Origin of the sequence: Cetobacterium sp. NK01 (assembly GCF_024506395.1) — a bacterium.
Taxonomy (GTDB): domain Bacteria; phylum Fusobacteriota; class Fusobacteriia; order Fusobacteriales; family Fusobacteriaceae; genus Cetobacterium_A; species Cetobacterium_A somerae_A.
In genome coordinates, this window is the sequence record NZ_JANIBO010000001.1 from 1,742,645 (window position 1) to 1,769,278 (window position 26,634).

Annotated in this window: 28 protein-coding genes; 12 read left to right on the forward strand and 16 right to left on the reverse strand. The window is 27.4% G+C overall.

Translation table 11 applies throughout. The features are described from left to right. Nucleotides 1–2: 2 nt before the first annotated feature. The 5 genes from NON08_RS08420 (at nucleotide 3) to tgt (ending at nucleotide 5,439) form a co-directional block, all read left to right on the forward strand. A complete protein-coding gene (locus NON08_RS08420; RefSeq protein ID WP_256691019.1) occupies nucleotides 3–662 on the forward strand; it encodes a DUF502 domain-containing protein in 660 nt (219 codons plus the stop codon). Next, nucleotides 662–1,450 carry a tetratricopeptide repeat protein gene (locus NON08_RS08425; RefSeq protein ID WP_256691020.1) on the forward strand — a complete coding sequence of 263 codons (789 nt, stop codon included), beginning with the start codon at nucleotides 662–664 and terminating at the stop codon, nucleotides 1,448–1,450. Before NON08_RS08420 ends, NON08_RS08425 begins: the two co-directional genes overlap by 1 nt. Before the next feature lie 53 nt (nucleotides 1,451–1,503). Continuing rightward, nucleotides 1,504–2,016, forward strand: a complete 513-nt coding sequence (locus NON08_RS08430; protein ID WP_256691021.1) for an adenine phosphoribosyltransferase — start codon at nucleotides 1,504–1,506, stop codon at nucleotides 2,014–2,016. A 65-nt stretch (nucleotides 2,017–2,081) separates the two neighbouring features. Beyond that, the gene (locus NON08_RS08435) at nucleotides 2,082–4,262 is read left to right on the forward strand and encodes a RelA/SpoT family protein (protein WP_256691022.1); all 2,181 of its coding nucleotides are present in this window, start codon (nucleotides 2,082–2,084) and stop codon (nucleotides 4,260–4,262) included. 10 nt (nucleotides 4,263–4,272) lie between these two features. Then, a complete protein-coding gene (gene tgt / locus NON08_RS08440; protein ID WP_256691023.1) occupies nucleotides 4,273–5,439 on the forward strand; it encodes a tRNA guanosine(34) transglycosylase Tgt in 1,167 nt (388 codons plus the stop codon). A 27-nt stretch (nucleotides 5,440–5,466) separates the two neighbouring features. Here tgt and NON08_RS08445 read toward each other — a convergent pair whose 3' ends face one another. From NON08_RS08445 to NON08_RS08480, 8 genes are read right to left on the reverse strand one after another with little or no spacing between them, the layout of a single operon-like run. Then, nucleotides 5,467–5,679 (reverse strand): hypothetical protein, encoded by a 213-nt coding sequence (locus tag NON08_RS08445; RefSeq protein ID WP_256691024.1) that lies wholly within the window; start codon nucleotides 5,677–5,679, stop codon nucleotides 5,467–5,469. Nucleotides 5,680–5,688: 9 nt separating this feature from the next. Next, nucleotides 5,689–6,720 (reverse strand): asparaginase, encoded by a 1,032-nt coding sequence (locus tag NON08_RS08450; protein ID WP_256691025.1) that lies wholly within the window; start codon nucleotides 6,718–6,720, stop codon nucleotides 5,689–5,691. Nucleotides 6,721–6,768: 48 nt separating this feature from the next. Beyond that, entirely contained in the window at nucleotides 6,769–8,049 is a 1,281-nt protein-coding gene (locus NON08_RS08455; RefSeq protein WP_256691026.1) for an adenylosuccinate synthase, read from the reverse strand. A gap of 25 nt (nucleotides 8,050–8,074) precedes the next feature. Then, nucleotides 8,075–8,776: a tRNA (guanosine(46)-N7)-methyltransferase TrmB gene (trmB, locus tag NON08_RS08460; protein ID WP_256691027.1), complete on the reverse strand. Its 702-nt coding sequence runs from the start codon at nucleotides 8,774–8,776 to the stop codon at nucleotides 8,075–8,077. After that, nucleotides 8,773–10,002, reverse strand: coding sequence for a 3-deoxy-D-manno-octulosonic acid transferase (locus tag NON08_RS08465; protein ID WP_256691028.1), 1,230 nt, complete (start codon nucleotides 10,000–10,002; stop codon nucleotides 8,773–8,775). Before NON08_RS08465 ends, trmB begins: the two co-directional genes overlap by 4 nt. A gap of 3 nt (nucleotides 10,003–10,005) precedes the next feature. Continuing rightward, nucleotides 10,006–10,668, reverse strand: a complete 663-nt coding sequence (gene cmk, locus NON08_RS08470) for a (d)CMP kinase (protein ID WP_256691029.1) — start codon at nucleotides 10,666–10,668, stop codon at nucleotides 10,006–10,008. A 9-nt stretch (nucleotides 10,669–10,677) separates the two neighbouring features. Beyond that, nucleotides 10,678–11,607 carry a 50S ribosomal protein L11 methyltransferase gene (prmA, locus tag NON08_RS08475; RefSeq protein WP_256691030.1) on the reverse strand — a complete coding sequence of 310 codons (930 nt, stop codon included), beginning with the start codon at nucleotides 11,605–11,607 and terminating at the stop codon, nucleotides 10,678–10,680. 10 nt (nucleotides 11,608–11,617) lie between these two features. Next, nucleotides 11,618–12,412 carry a TIGR00282 family metallophosphoesterase gene (locus NON08_RS08480; protein ID WP_256691031.1) on the reverse strand — a complete coding sequence of 265 codons (795 nt, stop codon included), beginning with the start codon at nucleotides 12,410–12,412 and terminating at the stop codon, nucleotides 11,618–11,620. 166 nt (nucleotides 12,413–12,578) lie between these two features. Here NON08_RS08480 and NON08_RS08485 point away from each other — a divergent pair, with 166 nt between their 5' ends. The 5 genes from NON08_RS08485 (at nucleotide 12,579) to NON08_RS08505 (ending at nucleotide 14,502) form a co-directional block, all read left to right on the forward strand. Further along, on the forward strand, nucleotides 12,579–12,791 hold the full coding sequence (locus tag NON08_RS08485; RefSeq protein ID WP_256691034.1) for a hypothetical protein: 213 nt from the start codon (nucleotides 12,579–12,581) through the stop codon (nucleotides 12,789–12,791). A 122-nt stretch (nucleotides 12,792–12,913) separates the two neighbouring features. Further along, the gene (locus NON08_RS08490) at nucleotides 12,914–13,336 is read left to right on the forward strand and encodes a SoxR reducing system RseC family protein (RefSeq protein WP_256691035.1); all 423 of its coding nucleotides are present in this window, start codon (nucleotides 12,914–12,916) and stop codon (nucleotides 13,334–13,336) included. Continuing rightward, nucleotides 13,337–13,831, forward strand: a complete 495-nt coding sequence (locus NON08_RS08495) for a toxin-antitoxin system YwqK family antitoxin (RefSeq protein WP_256691036.1) — start codon at nucleotides 13,337–13,339, stop codon at nucleotides 13,829–13,831. A gap of 20 nt (nucleotides 13,832–13,851) precedes the next feature. Further along, the gene (locus tag NON08_RS08500) at nucleotides 13,852–14,187 is read left to right on the forward strand and encodes an STAS-like domain-containing protein (RefSeq protein ID WP_256691037.1); all 336 of its coding nucleotides are present in this window, start codon (nucleotides 13,852–13,854) and stop codon (nucleotides 14,185–14,187) included. A 72-nt stretch (nucleotides 14,188–14,259) separates the two neighbouring features. Beyond that, nucleotides 14,260–14,502, forward strand: a complete 243-nt coding sequence (locus tag NON08_RS08505) for a hypothetical protein (protein WP_256691038.1) — start codon at nucleotides 14,260–14,262, stop codon at nucleotides 14,500–14,502. 264 nt (nucleotides 14,503–14,766) lie between these two features. Here the strand turns inward: NON08_RS08505 and NON08_RS08510 are convergent, their stop codons facing one another. The 8 genes from NON08_RS08510 to mutL form a co-directional block, all read right to left on the reverse strand. After that, nucleotides 14,767–15,462 carry an LrgB family protein gene (locus tag NON08_RS08510; RefSeq protein WP_256691039.1) on the reverse strand — a complete coding sequence of 232 codons (696 nt, stop codon included), beginning with the start codon at nucleotides 15,460–15,462 and terminating at the stop codon, nucleotides 14,767–14,769. Continuing rightward, on the reverse strand, nucleotides 15,463–15,804 hold the full coding sequence (locus NON08_RS08515) for a CidA/LrgA family protein (RefSeq protein WP_256691040.1): 342 nt from the start codon (nucleotides 15,802–15,804) through the stop codon (nucleotides 15,463–15,465). A 71-nt stretch (nucleotides 15,805–15,875) separates the two neighbouring features. Next, entirely contained in the window at nucleotides 15,876–17,354 is a 1,479-nt protein-coding gene (lysS, locus tag NON08_RS08520; RefSeq protein ID WP_256691041.1) for a lysine--tRNA ligase, read from the reverse strand. 22 nt (nucleotides 17,355–17,376) lie between these two features. Beyond that, nucleotides 17,377–18,801 (reverse strand): tetratricopeptide repeat protein, encoded by a 1,425-nt coding sequence (locus tag NON08_RS08525; protein WP_256691042.1) that lies wholly within the window; start codon nucleotides 18,799–18,801, stop codon nucleotides 17,377–17,379. Nucleotides 18,802–18,853: 52 nt separating this feature from the next. Then, nucleotides 18,854–19,222 (reverse strand): DUF1934 family protein, encoded by a 369-nt coding sequence (locus NON08_RS08530; RefSeq protein WP_256691043.1) that lies wholly within the window; start codon nucleotides 19,220–19,222, stop codon nucleotides 18,854–18,856. Beyond that, nucleotides 19,222–19,563: a hypothetical protein gene (locus tag NON08_RS08535; protein ID WP_256691044.1), complete on the reverse strand. Its 342-nt coding sequence runs from the start codon at nucleotides 19,561–19,563 to the stop codon at nucleotides 19,222–19,224. Before NON08_RS08535 ends, NON08_RS08530 begins: the two co-directional genes overlap by 1 nt. Nucleotides 19,564–19,613: 50 nt before the next feature. Then, complete coding sequence (rlmH, locus tag NON08_RS08540) at nucleotides 19,614–20,081, reverse strand: 23S rRNA (pseudouridine(1915)-N(3))-methyltransferase RlmH (protein ID WP_256691045.1); 468 nt, start codon at nucleotides 20,079–20,081, stop codon at nucleotides 19,614–19,616. Then, nucleotides 20,078–21,991, reverse strand: coding sequence for a DNA mismatch repair endonuclease MutL (mutL, locus tag NON08_RS08545; protein ID WP_256691046.1), 1,914 nt, complete (start codon nucleotides 21,989–21,991; stop codon nucleotides 20,078–20,080). Before mutL ends, rlmH begins: the two co-directional genes overlap by 4 nt. Nucleotides 21,992–22,134: 143 nt before the next feature. On the opposite strand from mutL, the gene NON08_RS08550 reads away from it, so the two are divergent. Next, on the forward strand, nucleotides 22,135–23,976 hold the full coding sequence (locus NON08_RS08550) for a transglycosylase SLT domain-containing protein (RefSeq protein WP_256691047.1): 1,842 nt from the start codon (nucleotides 22,135–22,137) through the stop codon (nucleotides 23,974–23,976). Between the two features lie 23 nt (nucleotides 23,977–23,999). Continuing rightward, nucleotides 24,000–26,516 (forward strand): single-stranded-DNA-specific exonuclease RecJ, encoded by a 2,517-nt coding sequence (recJ, locus tag NON08_RS08555; protein WP_256691048.1) that lies wholly within the window; start codon nucleotides 24,000–24,002, stop codon nucleotides 26,514–26,516. Nucleotides 26,517–26,634: the final 118 nt, after the last annotated feature.

The following is a 26,634-nucleotide window of genomic DNA, read 5'->3' on the forward strand; positions in this document are numbered from 1 at the left end:
AAATGAAAAGAGTAAAAGCCAGTTTTTATAGCGGATTAATTGCTATACTGCCTATTGTTATTACCGTATATATATTTAACTGGATATTTCAAATTTTCTTAAACTTGTTACAAGATTCTTTTTTAACAGTGGCTATAAGAACACTTGTTTTACAAACTGGTTTAGGAAAAGAGCAAGATCTTCATTTCTATACCCAAATACTTATAAATGTTTTATCTTTTGTAACATTAATCGTGTTACTAATAGCTATAGGGACTGCAATGAGAATATTTTTATTTAAAAAAATTGGATCTTTTTTAAATAATCTTTTAGTAAAAATACCATTATTCAGTCAGATATATAGTACAATAACACAAATAATATCTTTATTTGCTTCAGATAGACAAAAGTCTTATCAAAAAGTTGTTATGTTTGAGTATCCAAGACATGGAATATATAGTATTGGATTTATGACATCTGATAGTAATCATTTTGTAGAAGATGTAACAGGAGAAGAAATGTGTAATGTATTTTTACCAACCTCTCCAAATCCTACTTCAGGAATGTTTATAGTTTTAAAAAAATCAGAAGTAAAGGTTTTAGATTTAAAAGTAGATGATGCTATAAAGCTTATTATCTCAGGAGGAGTAATATTACCACCAAATAATAAAAAGGAGAACTAATGCGGAAATATCTTTTTTTAGTTTTTGTTTTCATTGGATGTAGTAGTAAAAATTTAAAAGAAACACCCAAAGATTTTGTAAAAAAAGATGAAAAATATTTATTGCTTAAGGGAGCAAATTTGTATTCTTTAGGTAAGAAAAGTGAAGCACTATTAGTATACCAGGAGATATTAAAAATCAATAATAAGAACAGCGTAGCATTAAGAGAAAAGGCTGTAATTGAAGGTCAATTAGGAAATATTAAACAAGCTGAAAAAGATTTCTTAAAATCGCTACTTTTAAATTCAGATGATAATTTAACCTTAAAAAATTTAGCTTATCTGAATTTTGAAAAAAAGAATTATATTAAAAGTTCAGAATATTTAAAAAGAGTATCAAAAGATTTTAAAAGTGATCAAGATTACTTTATATTAGGGTATATAGAATTTTTAAATGGAAGCTATTTAAATTCTTTAAAATATTATGATGTTATCGGAGATGAATCAATCTTTAACAATAGTTTATTTTTTGATTCATACTTAAGTAGCTTAAAGCAAGAAAATATTTTAAATAAAGATGTTTATATTAGAATAGAGGACAAAATAAAATCTAATAAAAAAAGCACAATAAAATTATCAAATTTTTATAGTACTTTTTTAAAAAGAGATGATTTTGCAGAGAGAGTTTTAAAGAAGTATTTAACATATAATGAATTAGATAAAGAAATAATTAACGAGTTAATAAACATATACTATAAAAGTGGAGATGAAATTAAAGCTAAAAAAGCTTTAAAATTGATTTCAAATTAGTATAGATAATTTATGATAAAAATTGAAAAGAAGGAATATTTAGGAGGAATTAAATGGATTTAAAAAAATATGTAGCATTAGTAGAGGATTATCCAAAGCCAGGGATAAAGTTTAGAGATATAACTCCATTAATGGGAGACGGGACAGCATATAAATATGCAACAGATAAAGTTGTTGAATTTGCAAAGGAGCATAATATAGATCTAGTTGTAGGACCAGAAGCAAGAGGATTTATCTTTGGATGTCCTGTATCATATGCTTTAGGTGTAGGATTTGCTCCAGTTAGAAAGCCAGGAAAATTACCAAGAGAAGTAATAGAATATGCCTATGATTTAGAGTATGGTTCAAATGTACTTTGTATGCATAAAGATTCTGTAAAGCCAGGACAAAGAGTTTTAATAGTTGACGATTTATTAGCAACTGGTGGAACGATAGAAGCTACTGTAAAATTAATTGAGGAATTAGGAGGAGTAGTAGCAGGATTAGCATTTTTAATTGAACTAGAAGACTTAAAAGGTAAAGAAAAATTAGAAGGTTATCCAGTATTAACTTTAATGAAGTATTAATAACTTTTAAGGCGGCACAAAGTTGTGTCGCCTTATTTGTATGATATTATAGGAAGAGGTGTATTATGAAATATTGGCAAGAGATAGAAAGTGAAATAGATAAGCACAAACTAAAAGTAGACAAAGAAAAAATCAAAATGGCTTTCTTTTTTGCAGAGGAATGCCATATAGGTCAATACAGAAAATCAGGTGACAGCTATATAATACATCCTGTAGAAGTAACAAAGATATTAATAGATATGAAAATGGATACAGAGGGTATAATTGCAGGAATACTTCATGATATAGTAGAAGATACGTTAATAACTATAGCTGATATAAAGTATAATTTTGGTGATGAGGTTGCCCATCTTGTAGACGGTGTTACAAAATTAGATCATTTACCAAATGGAACTAAAAAGCAGGATGAAAATATTAGGAAAATGATAATAGCTATGGCTAAAGATGTGAGAGTTATTATTATTAAATTAGCAGATAGACTTCACAATATGAGAACACTTAAATTTATGCCACCAGAAAAACAAAAGAGAATAGCTCAAGAAACATTATCTATATACGCTCCATTAGCTCATAGATTAGGTATAGCTAAAATTAAATGGGAACTAGAAGATATGTCTTTATATTATTTAGAACCAGAAAAATATAAAGATATCAAAACTTTAATTGATGAAAAAAAAGATGAAAGAAAAAAGTACTTAGAAGAGATGGTAAATAACATAACTAAGCTGCTAAATGAAGTTCAAATTTACGGTAAAGTTAAAGGTAGATTTAAACATTTTTATAGTATTTATAAAAAAATGTTTGAAAAAGGAAAAGATTTTGATGGAATCTATGATCTAATTGGAATTAGAATAATTTTAGATACAGAGGCAGAATGCTATAATACTTTAGGAGTTATTCATAGTAATTATAGACCTGTTCCCGGAAGATTTAAAGATTACATAGCAGTTCCTAAATCAAATAACTATCAATCTATTCATACAACAATAGTAGGACCTTTAGGAAAGTTTGTTGAAATACAAATTAGAACAGAGGGAATGGATAGGGTTGCTGAAGAAGGAGTAGCGGCTCATTGGAGTTATAAAGAAAATAAAAAAATTAGTAAAAAAGATCAAGTGTATGGTTGGCTTAGAAATATTGTAGAACTAAATCAAGGAGCAGAGAATACAGAGGAGTTTATAAAAGAGGTTACTGGAGATATAGTAAAAGAAACAGTATTTGTATTTTCTCCTAAAGGTGATGTTGTTGAATTAGCTCAAGGAGCAACACCAATAGATTTTGCATTTAATATACACACAGAGATTGGGATTAAGTGTGTGGGAGCAAAAGTAAATGGAAAAATAGTTCCTTTAGATTATAAATTAAATAATGGAGATAGAGTAGAAGTAATAACATCTAAGACAGCTAAAGGACCTGGAAATGATTGGTTAGATATTGTTGCTACTCAAAGTGCAAAAAGCAAGATAAAAAAATGGTTAAAAGATCAAAAACTTGATGAAAATATTAAAATTGGAAAAGAATTAATTGAAAAAGAAATTATAAAATTAGGGATGACTTTAAAAGAGTTTGAAGAGAGTCCAACTTTAAAAAAACATTTAGAAAAACATAATATACCCACATTAAGTGATTTTTATTTTCATATGGGAGAAACTAAAAGTAAAGTTGATGTTGTTATAGCTAAGTTAAAAATTGAACAAGAAAAAAATAAATTATATATAGAAAGTAATTTAGAAGATTTTATAAAAGAACCAATAAAAAAGAAATCAGCTAAAAAAGATGATCAAGGAATTGTAATTGATGGTACTGAAAATACATTGATAAGGTTTGCAAGATGCTGTACACCTCTTCCTGGAGATGATATAGGTGGATATGTAACTAAACTTACTGGAATTGCGATTCATAGAAAAGATTGTCCAAATTATATATCCATGGTAAATCATGATCCAGCTAGAGTTATAGATGTTCATTGGGATGAAAGACTATTAGAAACAGCATCTAAGAAAAATAAATATACCTTTGCATTTACTATAAAGGCCATGGATAGACAAAATATTCTTATGGATGTTGTAACGATGATTTCAAATCATAAAATTAATGTATTGTCTTTAAATTCTCATAATGTGAAGAAAGGTCTAGATACAATAGCTATAATAAAAGTGACAGTTGAGTTAAATAATAAAGATGAATATAAACAATTAGTTAGTCATCTATTAAAAATAAAAGATGTAATGTCTGTAGAAAGATAGGAGAAAATTAATGAGTAAAAAGTTACCAGTAACGTATGAATTATACGATAAAGATGGAAAAGCTAGAATAGGAAAAATTACAACTCCTCATGGAGAAATTGAAACACCTGTGTTTATGCCTGTTGGAACTCAAGCAACGGTAAAAGGAATGACTCCAGAAGAGCTAGAAGAGATGGGAGCAGAAATAATTTTAGGAAATACATATCACTTATATTTAAGACCAAGTGATGAGTTAGTTGCTAAATTTGGTGGATTACATAAATTTATGAACTGGAAAAAACCTATTTTAACTGATAGTGGTGGATTTCAAGTATTTAGTTTAGGAGACTTAAGAAATATTCAAGAAGAGGGAGTTTATTTTAGATCACACTTAGACGGATCTAAACACTTTATATCTCCTGAAAAATCAATAAATATTCAAAATAATTTAGGGTCAGATATAGTTATGTTATTTGATGAGTGTCCCCCAGGAATGTCATCAAAAGAGTACTTAATTCCATCAATTGAAAGAACAACAAGATGGGCTAAAAGATGTGTAGAAGCACATAAGAGACCTGATGAGCAAGGATTATTTGCAATAGTTCAAGGTGGAATATATGAAGATTTAAGAGATAAAAGTTTGGCTGAATTAAGTGAAATGGATGAATATTTCTCTGGATATGCTGTTGGAGGTTTAGCTGTTGGAGAACCAAGAGAGGATATGTATAGAATTTTAGATTATATAGTAGAGAAGTTACCTGGAGATAAGCCAAGATATTTAATGGGAGTGGGAGAACCTTTAGATATGTTAGAAGCTGTAGCATCAGGAATAGATATGATGGATTGTGTACAACCGACAAGAATTGGAAGACATGGAACTGTATTTACAAAATATGGAAGACTTGTTGTAAAAAATGCATCATATTCTGAGGATAGTAGACCTTTAGATGAGGGATGTGACTGTTATGTATGTAGAAATTATACAAGAGGTTATATAAGACACTTATTTAAAGCTCAAGAGATATTAGGTGGAAGATTAGCGACATATCATAACTTATATTTCTTATTAAAATTAATGAAAGATTCAAGAATAGCAATAAAAGAGAAAAGATTTAATGAATTTAAAGCTGAATTTGAAAAGAACTATGCTATGGGAAAAAATAGTGATTGGATTAAACCAATAAAATTTGATAAATAAAAATGGGTCTATAAAGACCCATTTTTATTATACATTAATTTTAGTAAATTTTACTTTAAACTCTTCTTCAGATCTAACAAATAATTTTTCTTTTCCTTTAGAATCTAAAACTTCTTCAGAAAAAACTCGATAAAGATACATATTTTGTCCATCTTGTTCATTTGTACAATTTAAAATATTATAATTTAAAACTTCATAAAGTTTACCATTTTTATTATTTTTCCAAAGCTCTTTATTCATAGCACTCCTTCAAACAGTTATTTCACCACATAAATCTGATTCCATAAAAATTTTAATATTTTGAGAAGAAAGATCTTTTCCCAATAAATACATTAATTTAGTAATTGCAGCTTCAGGAGTCATATCTCCACCACTGATTACCCCAATAGATTTTAATGCACTACTTGCTTCGTATAGTCCCATCTTAACAGAACCAGTTGCACATTGTGTAATATTAACGATAACAACTCCTGAATCAATAATAGACTTCAAAGTTGCAATAAAAACATCAGTAGTTGGAGCATTACCATTACCATATGTTTTTAAAATTATTCCTTTTATTTCTGGATGAGATTCCACAAGTGTTTTGATATATTGAGGATTTATTCCAGGGAAAATTTCAACAATAAGAATATTACTATTTAAAGATTGATCTGTGTAAAACTCATTTTTAGGCATATCTAAAATCTTTTTATCATTAATTTTTATTTCACATCCAATTTCACCTAGTGCTCTATAGTTTGGTGAAGCAAATCCAAAATAATTTGTAGCATCAATTTTTCTAGCACGATTTCCTCTTAGTAACTCGTCTCTAAAACAGATAGTAACTTCAGGTATACTTTTAACACCGTAGATTCTATTTCCTGCTATTTGAATTGATGTAATCAAGTTTTGAAGTGCATCACTTCTTGGTGTAACTAAAGGGACTTGAGAACCAGTTAAAACAACTGGTTTATCAAGATTTTTAAGCATAAAAGATAAAGCGGAAGCTGTGAAAGCCATTGTATCAGTTCCATGTAAAATAACGAATCCTCTGTAATTATAGTAATTTTTTTCTATAATTTTAACAATATCAATCCAAATTTTAGGATTCATATCTGAAGAATCAATTAATGTTGGAATTTGGCAATAATCAGCAGGAAATCTTTCTAAAATAGGGTGATTTTTAGCTACTTCAAACCAATTTTTAGCAGGTCTTAAAGGACTATTAGGATTATTCTCTTCACTATTGACCATACCTATAGTCCCCCCAGTATTTATGATAAGAATTTTTTCTAACATTTATCTCCTCCTAAAATTAATCCCCTAGTAAACTAGGGGATTAATTTATTATATATCTTTTAAGAATATGTTTTGACTTCTATCAGGACCAACAGAAACAACAGTTATTTGACATCCTAAATACTCTTCAACTCTAGCAAGGTATTTTTTACAGTTCTCAGGTAACTCATTGTAATCTTTCATATTAGAGATATCCTCTGTCCATCCAGGTAACTCTTCATAAATTGGTTTAGCGTAAGCTAATTTTTCTGTAGCAGCAGGTACAGTTGTGTAAACTTTTCCATCAATTTCGTATCCAGTACAGATTTTTAAAGTATCTAATCCACTTAAAACGTCGATTTTTGTTATTACAACGTCAGTTAATCCGTTAATATCAACAGCATACTTACCAACAACAAGATCTAACCATCCACATCTTCTTGGTCTTCCAGTTGTAGCTCCAAACTCTCCACCAATTTGTCTAATTTTTTCTCCTAAATCATTATTTAATTCAGTAACGAAAGGTCCTTCTCCAACTCTAGTTGTGTAAGCTTTCATAACTCCAATGATTTTATCGATTTTTCTAGGAGAAACTCCCACTCCAGTAGTAACTCCTCCACTTGTAGGTGAAGATGAAGTAACATATGGGTATGTTCCATAGTTTATATCTAACATCATAGCTTGAGCACCTTCAAATAGAACAAACTTATCGTCATCTAAAGCTTTATTAATTTCAGGAGTAGCATCAATAATTCTATGTTTTAATCTTTCAGCATATCCTCTATACTCTTCAAAAATTTCTTCAAACTTCATAGTAGGAGCATTGTAGATTTTAGTGAAAAGTTCATTTTTTTCTTCTAAGTTCATTTTTAATTTTTTAGCAAATAATTCCATATCTAACAATTCAACTGCTCTAATTCCAACTCTAGAGAATTTATCAGAATAACAAGGACCTATTCCTCTTTTAGTAGTACCAATTTTGTTATCTCCACTTCTTTCTTCTTTTAAAATATCTAGTTGAATGTGGTAAGGCATAATAAGGTGAGCTCTATCACTTATAAATAGGTGATCAACTTTAGCTCCTTTAGCTTCTAATGTATCAAGCTCTTTTAAAAGAACTTTAGGATCAACAACAACTCCTGGTCCAATGATACATTTACCTTGTCCATGTAACATTCCAGAAGGTAATAGATGAAGTATGAACTTCTCTCCATTTACAACAACTGTATGTCCTGCATTGTTTCCACCTTGGAATCTAACAACGTAATCAGCTCTGTCTCCAAGAACATCAATTATTTTTCCTTTTCCTTCGTCTCCCCATTGAGTTCCAACTACAACGTATCCTGCCATTTAAATACCTCCATGTATTATTTCATTATTTGATTTTTTTTATTTCAATATAATTGATATTTTTGTTATGTTTACATATAAATAAATCTTCAAATTCTGTTCTAATGTTGTCAACAGCCTTAGGACTATTATGTAAATCTGCTGTATGATATACAACTTCATAATTTTTTAAATCCTTAGCAAAATCTAAAACATCAGTATAGTATTGATCATGATCAGTTTTAAAGAATAAAGTTCCTCCAACTTTCATTATAACATCAAGAAGTTCGAAAAGTTTAGGTTGAAGTATTCTATTTTTTTCATTTCCTTCCCATGGATCAGGAAAGTTAATATAAAGTCCTTCAATCTCTTCATTTCCAATAAATTTTGTAATATCTTCACCACGTCTTCTTAGAAAAACAACATTGTTAAGATTTCTTTTTACAGCTTTATTAGCAGATAAAACTAATCTTTTAAATCTTATTTCAAGAGCTAAGTGATTTCTCTCTGGATATTTAGCAGCCATTCCAACTGCAAAATTTCCACTTCCAGATCCTATTTCAAGATATACAGGATTACTATTTCCAAAAGCTTTTTGGTTCCAGTTTCCTCTATAAGAGTCCATAATTTCACTATCATAGATAATGTGATTAGGGTACTCTACTAACTTAACCATATAAGGATTATAATTAGTTCTAGGATTTGTAAAGAAGTGTTTCCATAGAGTGTCTTCTAATCTTTCTTTCATTCTTCCTCCATAAATTTAATCGTTTTTTCAGCAGCATTTTGATTGCTTTTGAAAAATGCTTTTATTTTATCCTCAGAAACAGGATTTGTTTCTAAGAGATTAATAGTATTTAAAAATTCCTCTTTGTTATTAACCTTATATCCAATGTTAAGATTTAAAATATCTTTTGATATATCCTTAACATTTTGCAAATATGGTCCAAAAATTGGAGTTTTTCCATAAAAAAGAGGTTCTAATAAGCTATGACCACCAATATTAACTAAAGTTCCTCCAACAAAGGAGATATCAGCAATAGAGTAAAATTTTCTTAAAACACCCATTTTATCAACAATTAAAATTTCAAAATTCTTTGATGTTGAAGAAAGTTCTAAATTTGTTAATTTTTCATATGTTAAATCAGAAGATTTTATAAGTTCTTCAATTTCAGGAACTCGTTCTAAATGTCTAGGGACAATAACAAGTAGTGTATTTTTAAGATTTTTAAAAATATCAATAAGAATGGAATCCTCACCTTGACGAGTGCTTCCAGCAACAAAAATTTTTCTTGAGTCACTCTTTATAAGTTCTTTTAGATTTGACATCTGTTCTGAAGAAAATGTTTCAAAAGATATATCAAATTTTAAATTTCCTGTGACAAAAACTTTATTTTTATTTGCTCCAAGTTCAATTATTCTATTTTTATCCTCTTGAGATTGCATAAAGAAACCATTTATTTTAGAAAAAAGAGGTTTTATAAGCCACAGTATTTTTTTATATCTAGGAAAACTTTTATTTGAAATTCTTCCATTAACAATAAATATTTTTGAATACTTCGAACCCAAGTTTATAAAGTTAGGCCAAATTTCAGTTTCAACTAAAATTATTTTAGTAACTTTAATATACTTAAAAATTCTTTTTAAGATAAAAAAATCATCTAAAGGAAATCTTAATATAGATATTCTATCATCTTTTAAGTATTTATTCATAGCAATTTCATAACCAGTATCTGTAAAAACAGTTATTAAAATATTTTCTTCGAAATTATCTTTAAGTTTTTTTATTAAAGCATCAGTAAGATTTATTTCTCCAACAGAGGAGCAATGAATCCAAACATATTTTTCACTTTTTTTAAGAAGTGAAAGATCTTGATATAATCTTTGACAAACAAATTTCAATTTTTTAGGTTTAAAAATTAAAATTATAAAGAGAAAAGGATATAAAAATCCTCTCAATAGATTGTAAAACATGGTTTACCCTCCAATTTTCTCTTTAATCAATTGCGATATAGCATTTACACTTTCTTCAATATTAAGTAAGCTTGTGTCAACTTCAACAGCATCATCAGCTTTTTTCAGTGGACTTTCTTTTCTTGTTGAATCAATATGATCTCTTTCCAAGATATCTTTTAAAACAGTTTCAAAGTCTTCATTAATTCCTCTAGAGGCATAATCTCTAACCCTTCTTTTAGCTCTTTCTTCAGGAGAAGCAATTAAAAATACTTTTAAATCGGCATTTGGAAAAACAACTGTCCCAATATCTCTACCATCTAAAATAACTTTTTTCCCTTTACTGATCTCTCTTTGCAGATCTACTAATTTAGTTCTAACAGCTTTTATAGCAGAAACAGGAGATACAATTTTTGTGACCTCAGGAGTTCTTATTTTCAAAGATACATCGATGTTATTTAAAATAAATTTATCTCCGATAATATCTACTTTAATATTATGTAAAATATCCTCAACAGCTTGAATGTTATTATAATCAATATTATTTTCAAGAATATAAAGAGCTACCATTCTATACATAGCTCCTGTATCAAGATATGTCAATTCAAAGTTTTTAGCAATAATTTTAGCGATAGTACTTTTACCACTTCCAGCTGGTCCGTCTAAAGCAATAATATAGTTTTTCATCCAATCCTCCTAGGCTTTAATAAGAAGAGCTCTCCACTCTTTATCCCTTTTTATTTCTAGTATCTCAAGACCTTTTTCTTCTACTTGCTTAACTATCTCAGGAAGTTTATCCTCAATAATACCTGAAAAAATAATTAATCCATCTTTTTTAGCAACTTTAAATATATCTTTTAATAACAAAAGAATAACATCGGCTAATATATTTGCTACAACAACATCAAATTGCTTATCTTTTACAACAGAGATTAAATCTCCTAAATAAACTTGAGCAATGTCAGAAGAGATTTTATTCAATTCTAAGTTTTCCTTAGTAGCTTCAACAGCTAACTCGTCGATATCAGTACCATATATATCAGTAGCTCCTAATTTTTCAGCTGCAATCATTAAAATACCAGAACCAGTACCAACATCAATAACTGAGTTTCCAGGTTTTATATTTTCTTCCATAATTTTTAAGCAAAGAGATGTAGTTGGATGAGAACCAGTACCAAAAGCTCTACCAGGATCTAATTCAATAACAAGTTCGTTCTCTTCAGGTTCGTAATCTCTCCAAGTTGGTTTAACAACGAACTTTTCACTAACTTTTTCAGGATATAAATATTTTTTCCAACTATTTTGATAATCCTCTTCATCATATTCATAGAAATCAATTGTGAAAACAACGTCATCTCTATCATTAAATCTATCTTCAAAAGCATTTTTAATTAATTCATTTCTTCTCTGAGAATAAGGATTCATTGGAAAATAAGCTGAAACAGCGTAATCAACCATTAAAAATTGCTTTTCATCTTTATAAAAATCTAAAGGATTTTTTGTTTTTAATGGCTCATCAATTTTTAAACCAGTAGCTCCAAATCCATAGAATATATCACAAATTTCTTTTTGAGTATCATCGATACTATCACTTTCAAATATAACTTTTATTTCAACAACTTTCATAAAAACCTTCCTAATTAAATATTCCTAACTCAATAAGAGAAAGGTTGATTCTTTCTATTTTTATACATTCACCAGTTTCATCATCTAATTCGATATCTAAACCATTTATTCTTTCTTTTCCTTCTGCTATCTCAAATTTTTGAGGCAAAGCAGTTAAGAATTTAGGAATAATAGATTCTTTATTCATTCCAATTATTCCATTGTCTGATCCTGTCATTCCAACATCACTTATATAACCAGTACCTTCAAGAAGGATTTTATTATCAGCAGTTTGTACATGTGTGTGTGTTCCATAAACAATAGAAACTTTTCCATCTAAATAGTTTGCTAAAGCTAATTTTTCTGATGTTGCTTCAGCATGAAAATCTATAATAATATGTTTACATTCTTTTCTAATCTCTTCTATTAATGGATTTGCCACTGTAAATGGACAATCAATTGGTGGCATGAAAACTCTTCCTTGAAGAGAAACCACAGCTATTTTATTTCCTTTTTTATCTTTTAAAATTGTATATCCAGTTCCAGGAACACCATTAGGATAATTATGTGGACGTAGAACTCTGTTAGATCTATCTAAGTAGTCATAAATTTCTTTTTTATCCCAAATGTGATTTCCACTTGTTATAACATTTACTCCCCAATCTAAAATCTCATCACAAAGTTTTGCAGTTATTCCAAATCCAGCGGCAGCATTTTCACCATTAACGATAATAAAATCGTAATTATTTTTATACTTATCAAGGTATGCCTTTAGAGTTTTTCTACCTGGATTTCCAACAACGTCACCTACAACTAAAACTTTCATTATTTACCTCATTTCTATATTTGTATTACCAAAAAATATTATAACATTTTTTACTAAAAATTAAAACTTAAAAAATAGTTTTAAAAAAAACAAATTGAAAGTTGACATCTACACAAAAATGGTGTATTATTGAGACAGATAATATAACAAACTAGGAGTGACGCATATGTTAACTAAAGAAGAATTTTTAAAAAAAATAGGACAAAGTGAAGAGGAATTAAAAGCAAAAGGTCTTGAGCTAATGTTCATAGGTGAAGTTGGATATGGTGACGATGAAGATGACGGTTGGGATGTAGTTTATATTGATCCAAGCAGATGTGTAGAAGTAGGAATGGGATGTAAATGTGCAGTAGGTGGTACATTACACGAGAAATTATAATATAGAGATAACCGTAGAAGTATAGATTGATATCTATACTTTTTTTTTATTTAAAATTTCTTTAAGTTCTATAAAAAAATGTGTTATAATTCCAATATAAGCATTTCAATAAGGAGCATAAAATGAAAAGTAGTGGATTAGTAAAAAAAAGAATAGGAAATAAAGTAACTATTTTAATGTATAAAGAAAGTGCTTGTTCACACTGTAATAAATGCAGTGATAGCGCAAAAATAGCTAATGAATTTACTTTTATTTCAGATAAAGAAAATATAGAAGTAGGAGATATTTTAACTTTTGAAATGGAAGATAATCAAGTTTTTAAGGCCGCACTAATAGTATATATAATTCCTTTAATAATTATGTTTTTAGCTTATTTTATAGCTGATAAAATTGGATTGTCAGAAGGAAAATGTATTGGAGCTAGTTTTAGTGGTTTAATAATATCTTTCATAGGTATATTCTTTTATGATAGATTTATTGTAAAAAATAAAATGGAGAAATCTGTAAAAGTGATAAACGTGGAGAAAAATGGTGAGGGGATATAAATGATAAAAAAAATTTCAATAATTTTTTATTTAATGACTCAGTTAGCTTTTGGAAAATATTCACAAGTTGATTACTCCAAAATTTTAAACAAAGATGGAAAAATATTCGTCAAAACAACGGGAAGTCCTTTAACTGGAATGGTAACATTTCAAAAAGATAGAGAATTTTACAAAAATGGGGTACCAGAAGGGAAGTGGTTATCTTTTTATACTAATGGGAAAATAAAATCCATCGAAAATTGGAAAAATGGGGAATTAAATGGAAAGTATGTTTTATATGGTGAAGATGGAAATAAAACATTTCAGACATACTACCTAAAAGGAAAAGATCATGGACTGTTTAAACTATTTCATGATAATGGAAAACCTCACATTATAGGTAAATTTTATAATGGTCAAGCAGTAGGTATTTGGAGTTACTATAGTAAAAATGGTAAATTAATAGGAGAAAGAGATTATACTCTAAATATTGAGCATTTTGATCAAACAAATTAAAATTAGGAGAAAATAACTTTATGAAAATAAAATTAAAGAAATACTTTAAAAGTTCAATGCTAGTTAATCCAGATAAAGCAAAAAGTTTTTGTGATAAATTAAAAGAAATATTAAAAAAAGAGGAAGAGGTTGTTTTAGATTTTGCAGGAATTCAAGCGACAACACTAGTGTTTTTATTTGTACTTTTTACTAATTTATGGAATGAATATGGAAAAGATTTGAAAAATAAATTAACAATAAAAAATGGATCACAAGGACTATTTAAGCAAATGATCTACCTAAAAGAGAATTATAAAGAATTAAAAACCAAGTTTTTAGGAGTTCATCAAAATTTTGAAATAGCTTATATAGGATAATTGTTGACAAATTTAATAAAAAATGTTAACATTAAATAGTAAAGAAACTATACCAAAAAGGGGTGTAAAAAAATGTTTTTTGAAGAGATACAAAATGAAATTTATGATAGTACATTTGATTCTATTTATTATGCATTAATAGAGGAATATAAAGAAGGAAAGTTAACTATTGAAAGGTTAATAATGAATATAGATGAGCAACAACAAATTTTGTTGAATGGATTTTTTGAAGGAGAAACAAAATTTGCTTACGCTAGTGCAACAGTAGATGCTCACCAATATGCTCTTGCAATGATAAAAAAAGGATTAGTATAAAAAAGAGTGGATTGAATCCACTCTTTTCATTTTTATAACAAAAGCTGAGAAAACTTTATTTAAAACAGAACATTATTTTTAATGAGAATGTTCTAAAAAAAAACTTGACATAAAAGTGTTCTTATTATATACTAATAGCGAGACCGAATTTGATTGAATAGATCTATATACCCCCCAAAAATCTATTTTAATCTTTTTTATTTTTTAACACTCCCCCGTGTTATAAAAACCCTCCCCCCCAGGAGGGTTTTTTATATTATCATATTATTTAAGAAAATTTAAAAGTACTGGAGCAATAAAAATAGTTATGATACCAGCAATAACAATAGATAAAGCACTCATAGCACCTTCAACTTCTCCCATTTCAATAGCTTTACTAGTTCCAACAGCATGACTAGAAATACCAATCCCTAATCCTCTAGCAACAGCGTTTTCAATTTTAAAAAGTTTTAACATAAATGGAGCAAAAATATTACCAGCTATACCTGTTACCATTATTGCGAAAACGGTTATAGCAGGGATTCCACCAAGAAGCTTACTAACTTCTATTCCAATAGGTGTTGTAATAGATTTAGGAACAAAAGACAATAAAATGATATCTTGTATTCCAAGTAGTTTTCCGAGAAAAACAACTGATAAAATAGCAGTGATAGATCCTATAAGAGCACCCATTAAAATAACTTTATAATGTTTTTTTAATGTTCCAAGTTCTTTATATAAAGGAATAGCTAAACAAACAGTAGCAGGAGCTATAAAAAATCCTAAAATATCTCCACCTTTATTATAGTATGAAGTAGGAATATTAAAAACTTCCATAAATATAAAGATAAGAATTAAAGCAACAAAAATAGGATTTAAGATAGGCCACTTAAATTTATTAAAAATATCTTTTCCAATTTTAAATGCTATTAAACTAATAAAAATTCCAAAAAAAGCATTATCAAATAAAAGTTCTTTCATTTATTTCTTCTCCCTCATCATAAAATCTACAGATACTGCAGTGACAACCATAGTTATTAATGTTGTTAGAACAAGTAAAAATATAAGTTTAAAAAAGTCAGTTTTTAAAATATCAATAACATCTAAAAGTTTTACACTAGGTGGAATAAAAGTGATAATCATATTAGCTATAAAAAATTCACCAACATTTTTTATCGTATTTAATTTTACTATCTTTAAAGAAAGTAAAATAAACAAAAGAATTAGACCATTAACAGTTCCAGGGGTAGGAAGATGAAAAATCTTTTCTAAAATAACTCCTAAATAGTTAATACTTAAAATGATAAGAAATTCGTACAACAAAATAAAACCTCCGTTACATTTGTATAAAAAAGATTAAAGAGGTGTTCCGTAGGAACACCTCTAATTATAAACTAGTCTCTTCTTTTCATTTGTGGGAAAAGTACAACGTCTCTAATAGATGGAGAACCAGTTAATAGCATGATAGCTCTATCAATACCAATTCCTAATCCACCAGTTGGAGGTAAAGCATACTCTAAAGCTTCGATGTAATCATCATCAATAACAGCAGTAGCTTCGTCGTTTCCTAGTAAAGCTTCTTCAACTTGAGCTTCAAATCTTCCTCTCTGATCTGCAGGATCATTTAACTCAGAGAATGCATTAGCATATTCTCTAGCATCGATGAATAACTCAAATCTGTCTGTAAATCTAGAATCATTTGAATTTCTCTTTGCAAGAGGAGATATTTCTACTGGATGACCATAGATAAATGTTGGTTGAACTATATGCTCTTCACATTTTTGCTCAAAGAATTCGTTGATGATATGACCAACTGAAGTCATGTGATCAGCAATTTCAACATGGTGTTGTTTAGCTAAAGCTTTAGCTTCTTCAACTGTTAAATTTTGCCAGAAATCAGCACCTGTAACATCTTTAATCATATCAACCATGTGAACTCTATGGAATTTTCCAAGGTCAATCTCTTTACCATTATACTCTATTTTAGTTGTTCCTAAAACCTCTGTTGCAAGGTATTGGAATAAACTTTCTGTTAAATCCATCATATCATTATAATCAGCGTAAGCCTGATATAACTCCATCATTGTAAATTCTGGGTTATGTCTAGTAGAAATTCCTTCATTTCTAAAGTTTCTATTAATTTCATAAACTTTATCAAATCCACCAATTATTAATCTTTTTAAATAAAGTTCAGGAGCTATTCTTAAATATAATTCCATATCTAAAGCATTATGGTGAGTGATAAATGGTCTCGCAGCAGCTCCTCCAACAATTGGGTGCATCATAGGAGTTTCAACTTCTAAGAATCCTTTTTTATTTAAAAACTCTCTGATACCATTTATAATTCTAACTCTTTTCATGAAAGTTTCTTTAACATCTCTATTCATGATAAGGTCTAAATATCTTTTTCTATATCTAGTTTCAACGTCTGTAAGACCGTGAAACTTTTCAGGAAGCGCTCTAACATTTTTTGATAGTAACTCAACTTGAGAAACTCTTAAAGTTAACTCACCTTTTTGAGTCATAAATAAAGTACCTTCAACACCAATAATGTCTCCAACACCTAATTTTTTAACTATTTCAAAAGCTTCTTCTCCAATTTGATCTTGTCTAATATAAACTTGGATTTTTCCAGTTTGGTCTTCAATGTGAGCAAATACGGCTTTACCTTGCTCTCTGAATCCCATAATTCTTCCTGCTGTTTTAAAAGTTGTCTCTGTTTCAGGAGATGATTTTAAAAGATCTCCAATCATATGAACTTTATCATATTTTTTTCCGAATGGGTAAACTCCAAGAGCTTCAATCTCTTTTATTTTTTCCCATTGCTCCATTACAAGACGTTCTTTTCCAACTCTGTCAAAGTATTTTTCCATAGTTTTTCTCCCTTTTTTTAATTTATAGTTTCAATAAATATATGCTACTTTTTCTTCCCCAAGTACTACTTGGGTTATTTTCTCTAGATTTTCTTAAGTAATCTTTTGCTTTTTCAATATCTCCTTTTTTATGGTAAATAACTCCTAAATAATAGTACAATTCAGATGTATTTTCACCTGGATTAGAGATTTTATCAAAATTAGATAAAGCTTTATCAAAATTGTTCATTGAAAAATATGTTTTTCCTCTATAAAAATTAAGTTCAGAGGCATCTGTCGAGCTATTTTCAGCCTTATTAAAAAATATTAAAGCTTCATTGTAACTTTTACGATTAAGAGCATCTATTCCATTTGCCAAGTTTTTAGAAGAATCTGAAGGAGAAACTATATTGTTAATAGAGTTATCTTCAGATAAGTCATTTGCTATAGGAATCATGCTTTCTGATGTAGAAGTAAAAGAATCAGACATACTAGAAGATAAGTTAGAAGACGTACCTGCTAAACTAAGATAATAATTACCTTTGTCTTTATCTCCTTGTTGTGTATATAATTTTCCTATTAATAAAGCTAATTCTGGACTTTGAGAATCACTGTAAAATTTTTCTAAAAATTGTAATTCGTCAATAGTAGCGCTATTTTTTCTTTCGATAGCTCTCATAATTTCAGTGTTTAATTTAAGATTACTTCTATTATAATCTAAATAATAGTTGTTAATAATAAAACTTCCACTATTAGTTTTCTCTTCTAAAGCAAGAAGTTTTATTTTTTCTTCCTCATTAAGCGAGAAATTTTCCTTTAAATATCTAATCTCTTTATTAATTAAAAGTTGATTTTCATTTGCAGAACCTAGATCAAGTACCATAAAAGCTACATCCTTTTGCTTACTGTTTGTAGGGAAAGCAATTAAATATAACTGAGCACTTTTTACCAATAGATCTAAATTTTTATTATTGTAGCTGTTTAAAATTATATCATAATTATCTTTCTCAGTAAAATTATATTTCAATTTATTTTTTATCTTAACAGTACCTACATATGTGAAACCTTTATAAATCTCAGCAATATATTCTCCTTGATAAAGACTGTTGAAATTTAAGCTATTACCACTGATATTAAAAGTAAAATCATTTTTTATTGGTGAAGAGATCAGTTTAACTCTATCAGCATTGATATTGTTGATTATTAATGTCTCTCCAGCATAAACTTCCATAGGTGACATCATTTGAGTTGGTGTATATTCTCTAATAGCATTTGTAGAAGAATCTCTTTGGATAAGATCATATAAGTATGCTACCCCAGATTCATTTAAAAAGAAGTTATCCTGTTGCAAAGATGGATTTTTAACGCTAGGAACAACAACTTTATTTTGTGTGGGAAGCTGTGTTTGAAGATTTGTACAACTAAATAAAATCAAAGCTGTTGTAGAAATTAAAAATATTTTTTTCATTTACCCCTCCTTTAATAAAAAATAGAGCAAGGAGATTGCTCTATTTTAGTGTTTATTGTACTTCAATTATTTCAATCTCTAATTGGTTTATCTCTATATTATTATCATATATAATATAGTTAATTGTCAACTTATTTTCAGAATAAACATATTTTTTACAAAAAACTGTAAAATCTTTTTTGAAATAAGAAGTATTATAAATAAAAGCTGTTTTAGATTCAGGTTTTAAAACAAGTTTACTTTGAATCTCTCCAAACTTTAAAATTTCAGTAAAATAAGGGGATATTCTTATCTCACCTTTGCCGTACTTATTATCATAAGTAAAAATAGTAACCTCACCATCTACCACTTTTTTTGCAATCATTTTTTGAGAAATTTGTTCACCAAAAGAATCTAAACTATTTATAATGATTTTAGCCATTAATAGTAATCCTTTTCGTCATCATCATATCCCATATCATAGTAGTCATCATGATCGTATGAATCTTCACGATCATAATACTCATCATCATCCCAATCTCCGATATTATCTGCTCCTAAATACTCCTCTTTCCAGTAGTCTAAAACAGCATTTATCTCACTAGAGTCATCAACGAAAATCAAATCATCTTCGTCCTCATCATATAAAAATATATAATTAGCTCCGTCAAAATCCTCAGTTATAAGATATTCTTTATCTCTTATAATTAAATTTTCTAAGACTGTTAGCTCAAACTCCTCGTCATCGATGTTGTGATAAAAAGTTTCTCCTTGCGAATACATTGTTTCCTCCTAATAATTTATAAAAATAAAATTAAAAATAAAATTAAAAACTATTTATGATATTTAGTATTTTTATTTATACTAAACCATCTATATATTTGTTCAATTAATATCAATCTCATTAATTGATGGGGAAAAGTCATTTTAGAAAAACTTAACCGTAAATCTGAAATGTTTCTAATATCATTAGAAACACCGTAAGAACCACCAATAATAAAGTTAATTGTACTATCTCCATTGATAGCAATTTTTTCAATTTGCTTAGCCATATCTTCAGAAGAGAAATTTTTCCCCTGAATATCTAATAAAATTTTGAAACCTTTATTTTTTTCTAAAGTTTCAAGAATAGATTTAGATTCTTTTTCTATAGAAATAGTTCTATTAGAATCATTACCATCCTCTTTTAATTCAAAAATTTTTAATTTTCCAAAAGCTTGAAGTCTTTTAGCAAATTCTTGTATCCCATCTAAAATATATTTTTCTTTAATTTTTCCAACACATATAATATTTATATTCATTTCCTTTTAAATCCCTTCTCTATATCTAATAGACTTATTTTAAATGTAATGGGTCTTCCATGAGGACAAGTGAAACGTCCAAATTTATGCAGCTCTAAAATAAGTTTTTCCATTTCTAAAATGGTTAATTTTTCATTAGCTTTAATTGCTCCTCTACAAGACATTGAAATAATCATATTTTCAATAACTTCATTTTTAGAGTTTACTTTATCAATTCCTTCAAGAATTTCAAAGAAAATATTCTCAAAAGAATCTTTTGTATCTAAAGTAGGGACAGATCTAATTAAAAAATCCATATCGTTAAATTGATCTATTTCAAAACCGAAATCTTCAAAAAAATTTATTTTTTCTTTTAAAACTTCAATCTGCTTTAACGTTAAAGTGATTTTTATTGGAACTAGTAAGGCCTGAGAAGCTATCTTATGCTGAGTGTACTCCTCTTTTAGTTTTTCATAAAGAATTCTTTCGTGAACAATATGCTGGTCATAAATTATAAGCTCTCCATCTTCTTCGACCAATATAAAAGAATTAGAAAATTGTCCAATAATTTTAAAGGTTTTATCTAAATTAATTATATTAGTATCTAAAGAAAAGGGTGTATTTACCTCTTTTTTTGAAAAATTTTCAGAATAAATTTCATTAATGATAGGTTTTGAAATAGATTCTGTTTCAATTTCAGGAGTTAACATTAAAGAAAGGTTGAGTTTTTTTACTTCACTTTTAACTGGAACAAATTTTTGATCTACTTCAGACTTGAAAAAAGTTTCTTTGCTAATAAGTGAATTAATATTTTCTTCTAAAGAAGAATCAAATTCCTTTTTTATTTCTACCTCTCTTTTTATATCATTAATTTCAAAAAACTCAAAAGGTTTTTTTTGCTCATTTGAAATTTTTATATCATCAAAATTCAAATTTTCCTTTTTTACTTCAAAAGTAGGTGTACTAAAATCTTTATTAAAATTTAAAGCTTCTTCTACGATTGAGAAAACTTCATGATAAATTTTATTTTCATCAGAAAATTTGATAATTTTTTTTGAAGGATGAACATTGACATCGATAGATTTTGGATCTACTTTTAAATTTACAATAGCAAAAGGATATTTTCCTTTCATTAAATGTGTATAATAACCATCTAATAGAGCTTCTTCGATAATTTTAGCTTTAACGGGTCTATTGTTAACGAAAGTAAAGATAAAATCTTTTGTTGACCTAGTTAAAGAAAGATTACCAATATATCCAAAATCGATTTTTTTTAAATTTTTTAATGTTGATATTCCAAAAATTTCGATAATTGTATTTTCTATACCTTTACCGCTTGTTCGAATATTCTCTTTACCATCAATTGTAAGAACAATAGAAACCTCTGGATTAGCAAGAGCTTCTTGTAAAATAACCTCTTTAATTTTTGTATTTTCAGTAGCATCTTTTCTTAAAAATTTTAATCTTGCTGGAGTATTGAAAAAAAGGCTATTTATTTCAATTTCAGTTCCGTTGCTTTTTTGAATCTCTTTTAAATTGGTGATTTTTCCTCCAGAAATATTAATTGAATGACCAATAGAATCATCTCTTTTTTTAGTTGAAATTGTCATTTTAGATACAGCAGAAATTGATGAAAGAGCTTCACCTCTAAATCCATAAGTCGACAAGTTAAAAAGATCATCTTTAGAAGAGATTTTGCTTGTAGCATGTCTTTCTATGCAAAGAAGAAGATCTTCTCTTGACATGCCTTTTCCATCATCTGTAAATTTAATATCTTTACCACCGTTTTTAACATCAATACGAATAAATTTACTATCAGCGTCTAAAGAATTTTCTAAAAGTTCTTTGATTAAACTAGCAGGATTTTCCACAACCTCACCAGCAGCAATCATATTTGATAAAGATTCATCTAAAATTTTAATAATTCCCAAAACATCACCTCCTTGAAAAATTATAGCATTATTTATTATTATACAGATTTAAAATAATTTCAACTATTTTTTTTAGAAAATATAAATTTTATACTAAAAATTATTATGATATAATAAAAATATAAAAATAATGGAGGCAAAAAATGAGGTATTTACATTTGGTTATGATAGCTTTAATCCTTGGAATTCAAAGTTTTTCATATAATGTTGATGATTATATATTTTTTAATAAAGCTTTAGAAGCTAATAAAAAAGGGGATTATAAAAATAGTTTATTTTTTTATGAAATTTATCAACAAAACTTCCCATATTCCTATCCTTTAACAAGTAATTATGCAAAATATTATATAGCCAAAAACTATATGGATATGAAAGAATATGATAAAGCATTGCTCTATTTTAGTCGAGCAGTATATGTTCCAGAGGAATATGTGAAGCAAGAGTTGAAAAAAACAAATTATTTTCAATACCGAAGAGATTATAATGTTGGTGAAATTTATTTGAAAAGAGGTGAAAAATCAAAAGCTTTAGAGTACTATGAAAGATTAGTTACAGATTATTATGATCCTCAATTAGAACCATATGAAAAAAAAGCTTTAAAAATTTTAGAAAAAAAAGACCGTAAATATAAATATATTTATGATATAAAATATAATAATAATTTAAAGGAATTAAAAAATTTAGATAATGATGAATTAGAAATTTTAGCAAAATATTTTTATGAGAAAAAAGATTACGATAAAACAGTTTTAATAATAGATAAATTAAAAGAAAGAAAAGATAAAAAATTAACCTTAAAAATAATTTATTTAGAAAGTTTGTTAAAAATGAATGAAAATAAAAAAGTAGTTGAATTAACCAAAAATGCTGAAGTTGGAGAGGGGAAATTACTTTTTATAAGAGCAACAGCTTATGAACAGAGTAAAGATTATTCAAGAGCAATTTTTAACTATGAAAAAATAAAAGATATTCGCCTTAAAGATAGAGCTAATTTTAGAATTGGAAGGATTTATTATAAATTAGACGAGTATAGAAAAGCAAGAGAAGTTGTGGAAAAAATAAATAGAAAAAGTGAGAATGTAGAAGCATTACTTTTAGATATTTATATAAAACTAGAAAATAAGAAAAAATTTGTTGAAAAATATGAAAAGTTTAAGGAGATTTATCCAAATAATCCAAAATTAGGTTTGTATTACATGGTTTATATAAAGCTTTTAGAAGGAGTTGAAAATCCCTGGAAATTAGCAGATTATAATGTTTTTTTTGCAAGTAACTATGTAGTTAGAAATTATATGACCTCTTTAGGTGATTTTGATATAAAGAATACTTATAAAGAGGAAGTTTTGAGGGATGCATTAACTCAAATAGGAGCTTTAAAAAACTCTGAATTATTAGAATTAGCAGTTCAAAGTAATAATTTTGATTTAGATAAAGAAACAACACAGGATAAAATAACTATAATGAACAGTTTCATAAAAAGTGGATTTTATAAAGAAGCTTTTAGAAAAATTAATGATTTTAAAGAAGAGTTCTATAAATATAAAAATTTATTACACTATGTTTATCCTAAATACTATAGAGAAGAAGTACAAAATGCTAGAAAAAAATATTTAATACCTCAATCGTTAATATACACTATAATGTATGTAGAAAGTGGATTTGATAATGAAAATAATAAATTTGAAAAAATAGGATTGATGGGAATTCCTAAAAATGCTATAGATAGAAATGATGAAGAGAGTTATTATAATCCTAAAAAAAATATAGAAGAAGGTAGTAAAATTTTAAAAGAGATTTATGACAAACATAATGGAATGATTTTGAAAACACTTATAGAATACATGTATGGAGAAAAAATTTTGAAATCATTAAATTTTGAATTAGATGGAGATTTAAAATTAGAAACTATTGTGGATGAAAAACTACAAAAGGATGTTGAAGAGATTGTATATACATATGCATTTTACAGTGGAATATACAATTAAAAAACTTAGAAAGGTATAAAAATATGAGAAATACAAAATGGTTGTTAAAATCACAAGAGTTTAAAAGAAAATATGAAGAGATAGATAGAGATATAGAACAAATACTTTATAATAGAGGAATAGTTTCAAAAGAAGAGATAGAGTTATTTATAAATGGAAACTTAGAAAATCTTATGAATCCGAGTGATTTAAAGGATATAGATGAAGGGGTAGAAAGAATTCTAAAAGCTAAAGAAAAGAATGAAAAAATATGGATTTACGGAGATTATGATGTAGATGGAATAACATCGACATCGTTATGTTATTTAGCTTTGAAAGAATTGGGAATAAATGTAAGTTACTATATTCCATTAAGAGATGAAGGATATGGGTTAAATAAAGAAGCGTTGACATATATCAAAAATGAAGGTGGAAATTTAATTATAACAGTTGACTGTGGAATATCTTCTATTTCAGAAGTTGATCATTGTAATGACTTAGGAATGGATATGATAATTACAGATCACCATGAAATAAATAATAACTTACCGGAAGCCTATGCAGTTATTAATCCTAAAAGAAGTGATAATAAAACGTCTTATAAATATTTAGCAGGAGTTGGAACTGCATTTATGCTTATGCTAGCACTTTATAAAAAAGTAGAGAGAAAAAATGATGTATATAAATATTTGGATATTGTGGCAATTGGAACAATAGCTGATATAGTTCCATTAAAAGGAGAAAATAGACTTTTAGTAAAAAGAGGATTGGAACTTTTAAAAAGTAGCAAATGGTTAGGCTTAAATATGCTTATGAAAAGATTGTTTGAAAATCCATTAGAAAAGAAGTTTGATACTTATGATGTAGGATTTATAATAGCACCAATTTTTAATGCAGCAGGAAGATTAGAAGATGCGAAGATGGCTGTAGAACTTTTAGTTAGTGACTCACATGTTGCTTGTGATAAGTTAATTTATGAATTGATAAATAAAAATAGCGAACGAAAAGAGATCCAAGAAGAGATTTTAAAAAAAGCGATTGAAAAAATAGAGACAGATAGATTAGATGAATCTAGTGTTATCGTAGTTGCTGAAAAGAAATTTCACCATGGAGTTATAGGAATAGTTGCATCTAAAATTTTAGACCGATATTATAAGCCAACTATTATTATGGAAATAAAGCCTCTTGAAGGAATAGCTACTGCTTCATGTAGAAGTACAGAGGCGTTTAATATGATAGAAGCTTTAAATTCGATGAAAGAGTTATTTGTAAAATACGGTGGACATGCAGGAGCAGCAGGATTTTCTATTCCAATTGAAAATATAGAAAAATTTTCTGAAAAGATAAATAGTTATGCAGTTGAGGTATTGAATGAGGAAGACACTAAAAAGCCTATAAAAATTGACTGTGAACTTTCTATGATGAAAATATCATTTGATTTAATGGATAAATTGTCATTGCTAGAGCCTTATGGTTTCGGAAACTCTTCTCCGTTATTTGCAATAAAAAATTGTAAATATAAAAACTTCAGAGCTATTGGGAAAGATAAAAATCATTTAATGATGGATTTAATAAAAAATGGAGTAGAAATAAAAAATTGCGTTTGGTTTAATAGTGAGGATATGTTAGAAACTATTGTAAATAATATGGAGATAGATGTAGCTTTTAAACTTAAAATGGAGACTTTTAAAGATAAATATCAATATAAGATTTTTATAGAAGATATAAAGCCATCTAAAAAAGCGTTAAATGAATTTAAGGATATAGAAAGTGTATATGATACAAAGTTTCCTATAAAATCAATATTTTATACAAGAAGGGACTTAGAGAATGAAAAACTTAATATTAGTTTTTTAGGTGATGATGTTTCGATAAATATAGGGAAAAATAGTATTGGTTTTTTAGATAATCAAACTAAGGTCTTGTTGAAAAGGCTGCATGAAAATTATAATTATAATTTTAATGTCAAAATAGAAAAAATAGAAAGAAAAGAGGAAAATTATAATGTTCACGTGTGGATAGATAAAGATGAAACTTTCAAAACTCTAGCTTATGAACCTGGAAAGATATTTAAAGATATAAAGGAGTTTTTAATAGGCAAATTAGAGTATAATAGTTTACAAAAGAAAGTTTTGAAAACAATTTTTAAAGATAAGAAAGATTTAGTAGTAAATTGTGAATTAGGAAGAGGAGTAGATACGATTATAGATACAATTAGAATCTATTATGAATTGATTGGAAAAAAAGTTTGTGTAGTAAGGGAGGGGCAAAGAAAAAAGGAGGGTTATGATTTTTATATATATAGAGGAAATGAGATTTTTAAGGAAAATGAATATAATCTTTTTATAACTAATAATAAAATCTCTTATGAAAACTATGAATATATAGAAGATAGTTATACAAAACCTGAAAATGTTGAAATAATAGATGTTTCAGAATTGGAATATTATGAAAAAATATTTAATAAGAAGCTACCAATAAAAGATAAAATAAAAGTAATTGAGGATATAAAAAATAATATAAAAGTTTTTGCAACTGAAGATATAAAGATTATTTTGTAAAAAAAATCTTGTTGAAGTAGGAAAACTTATAAAAAAATAGAAAAAACAGGAAGAGAATAATTTTCCTGTTTTTGTTTTTTTATAAGCTTAATATGAAAAGTGTTTCGATATTTAAGGA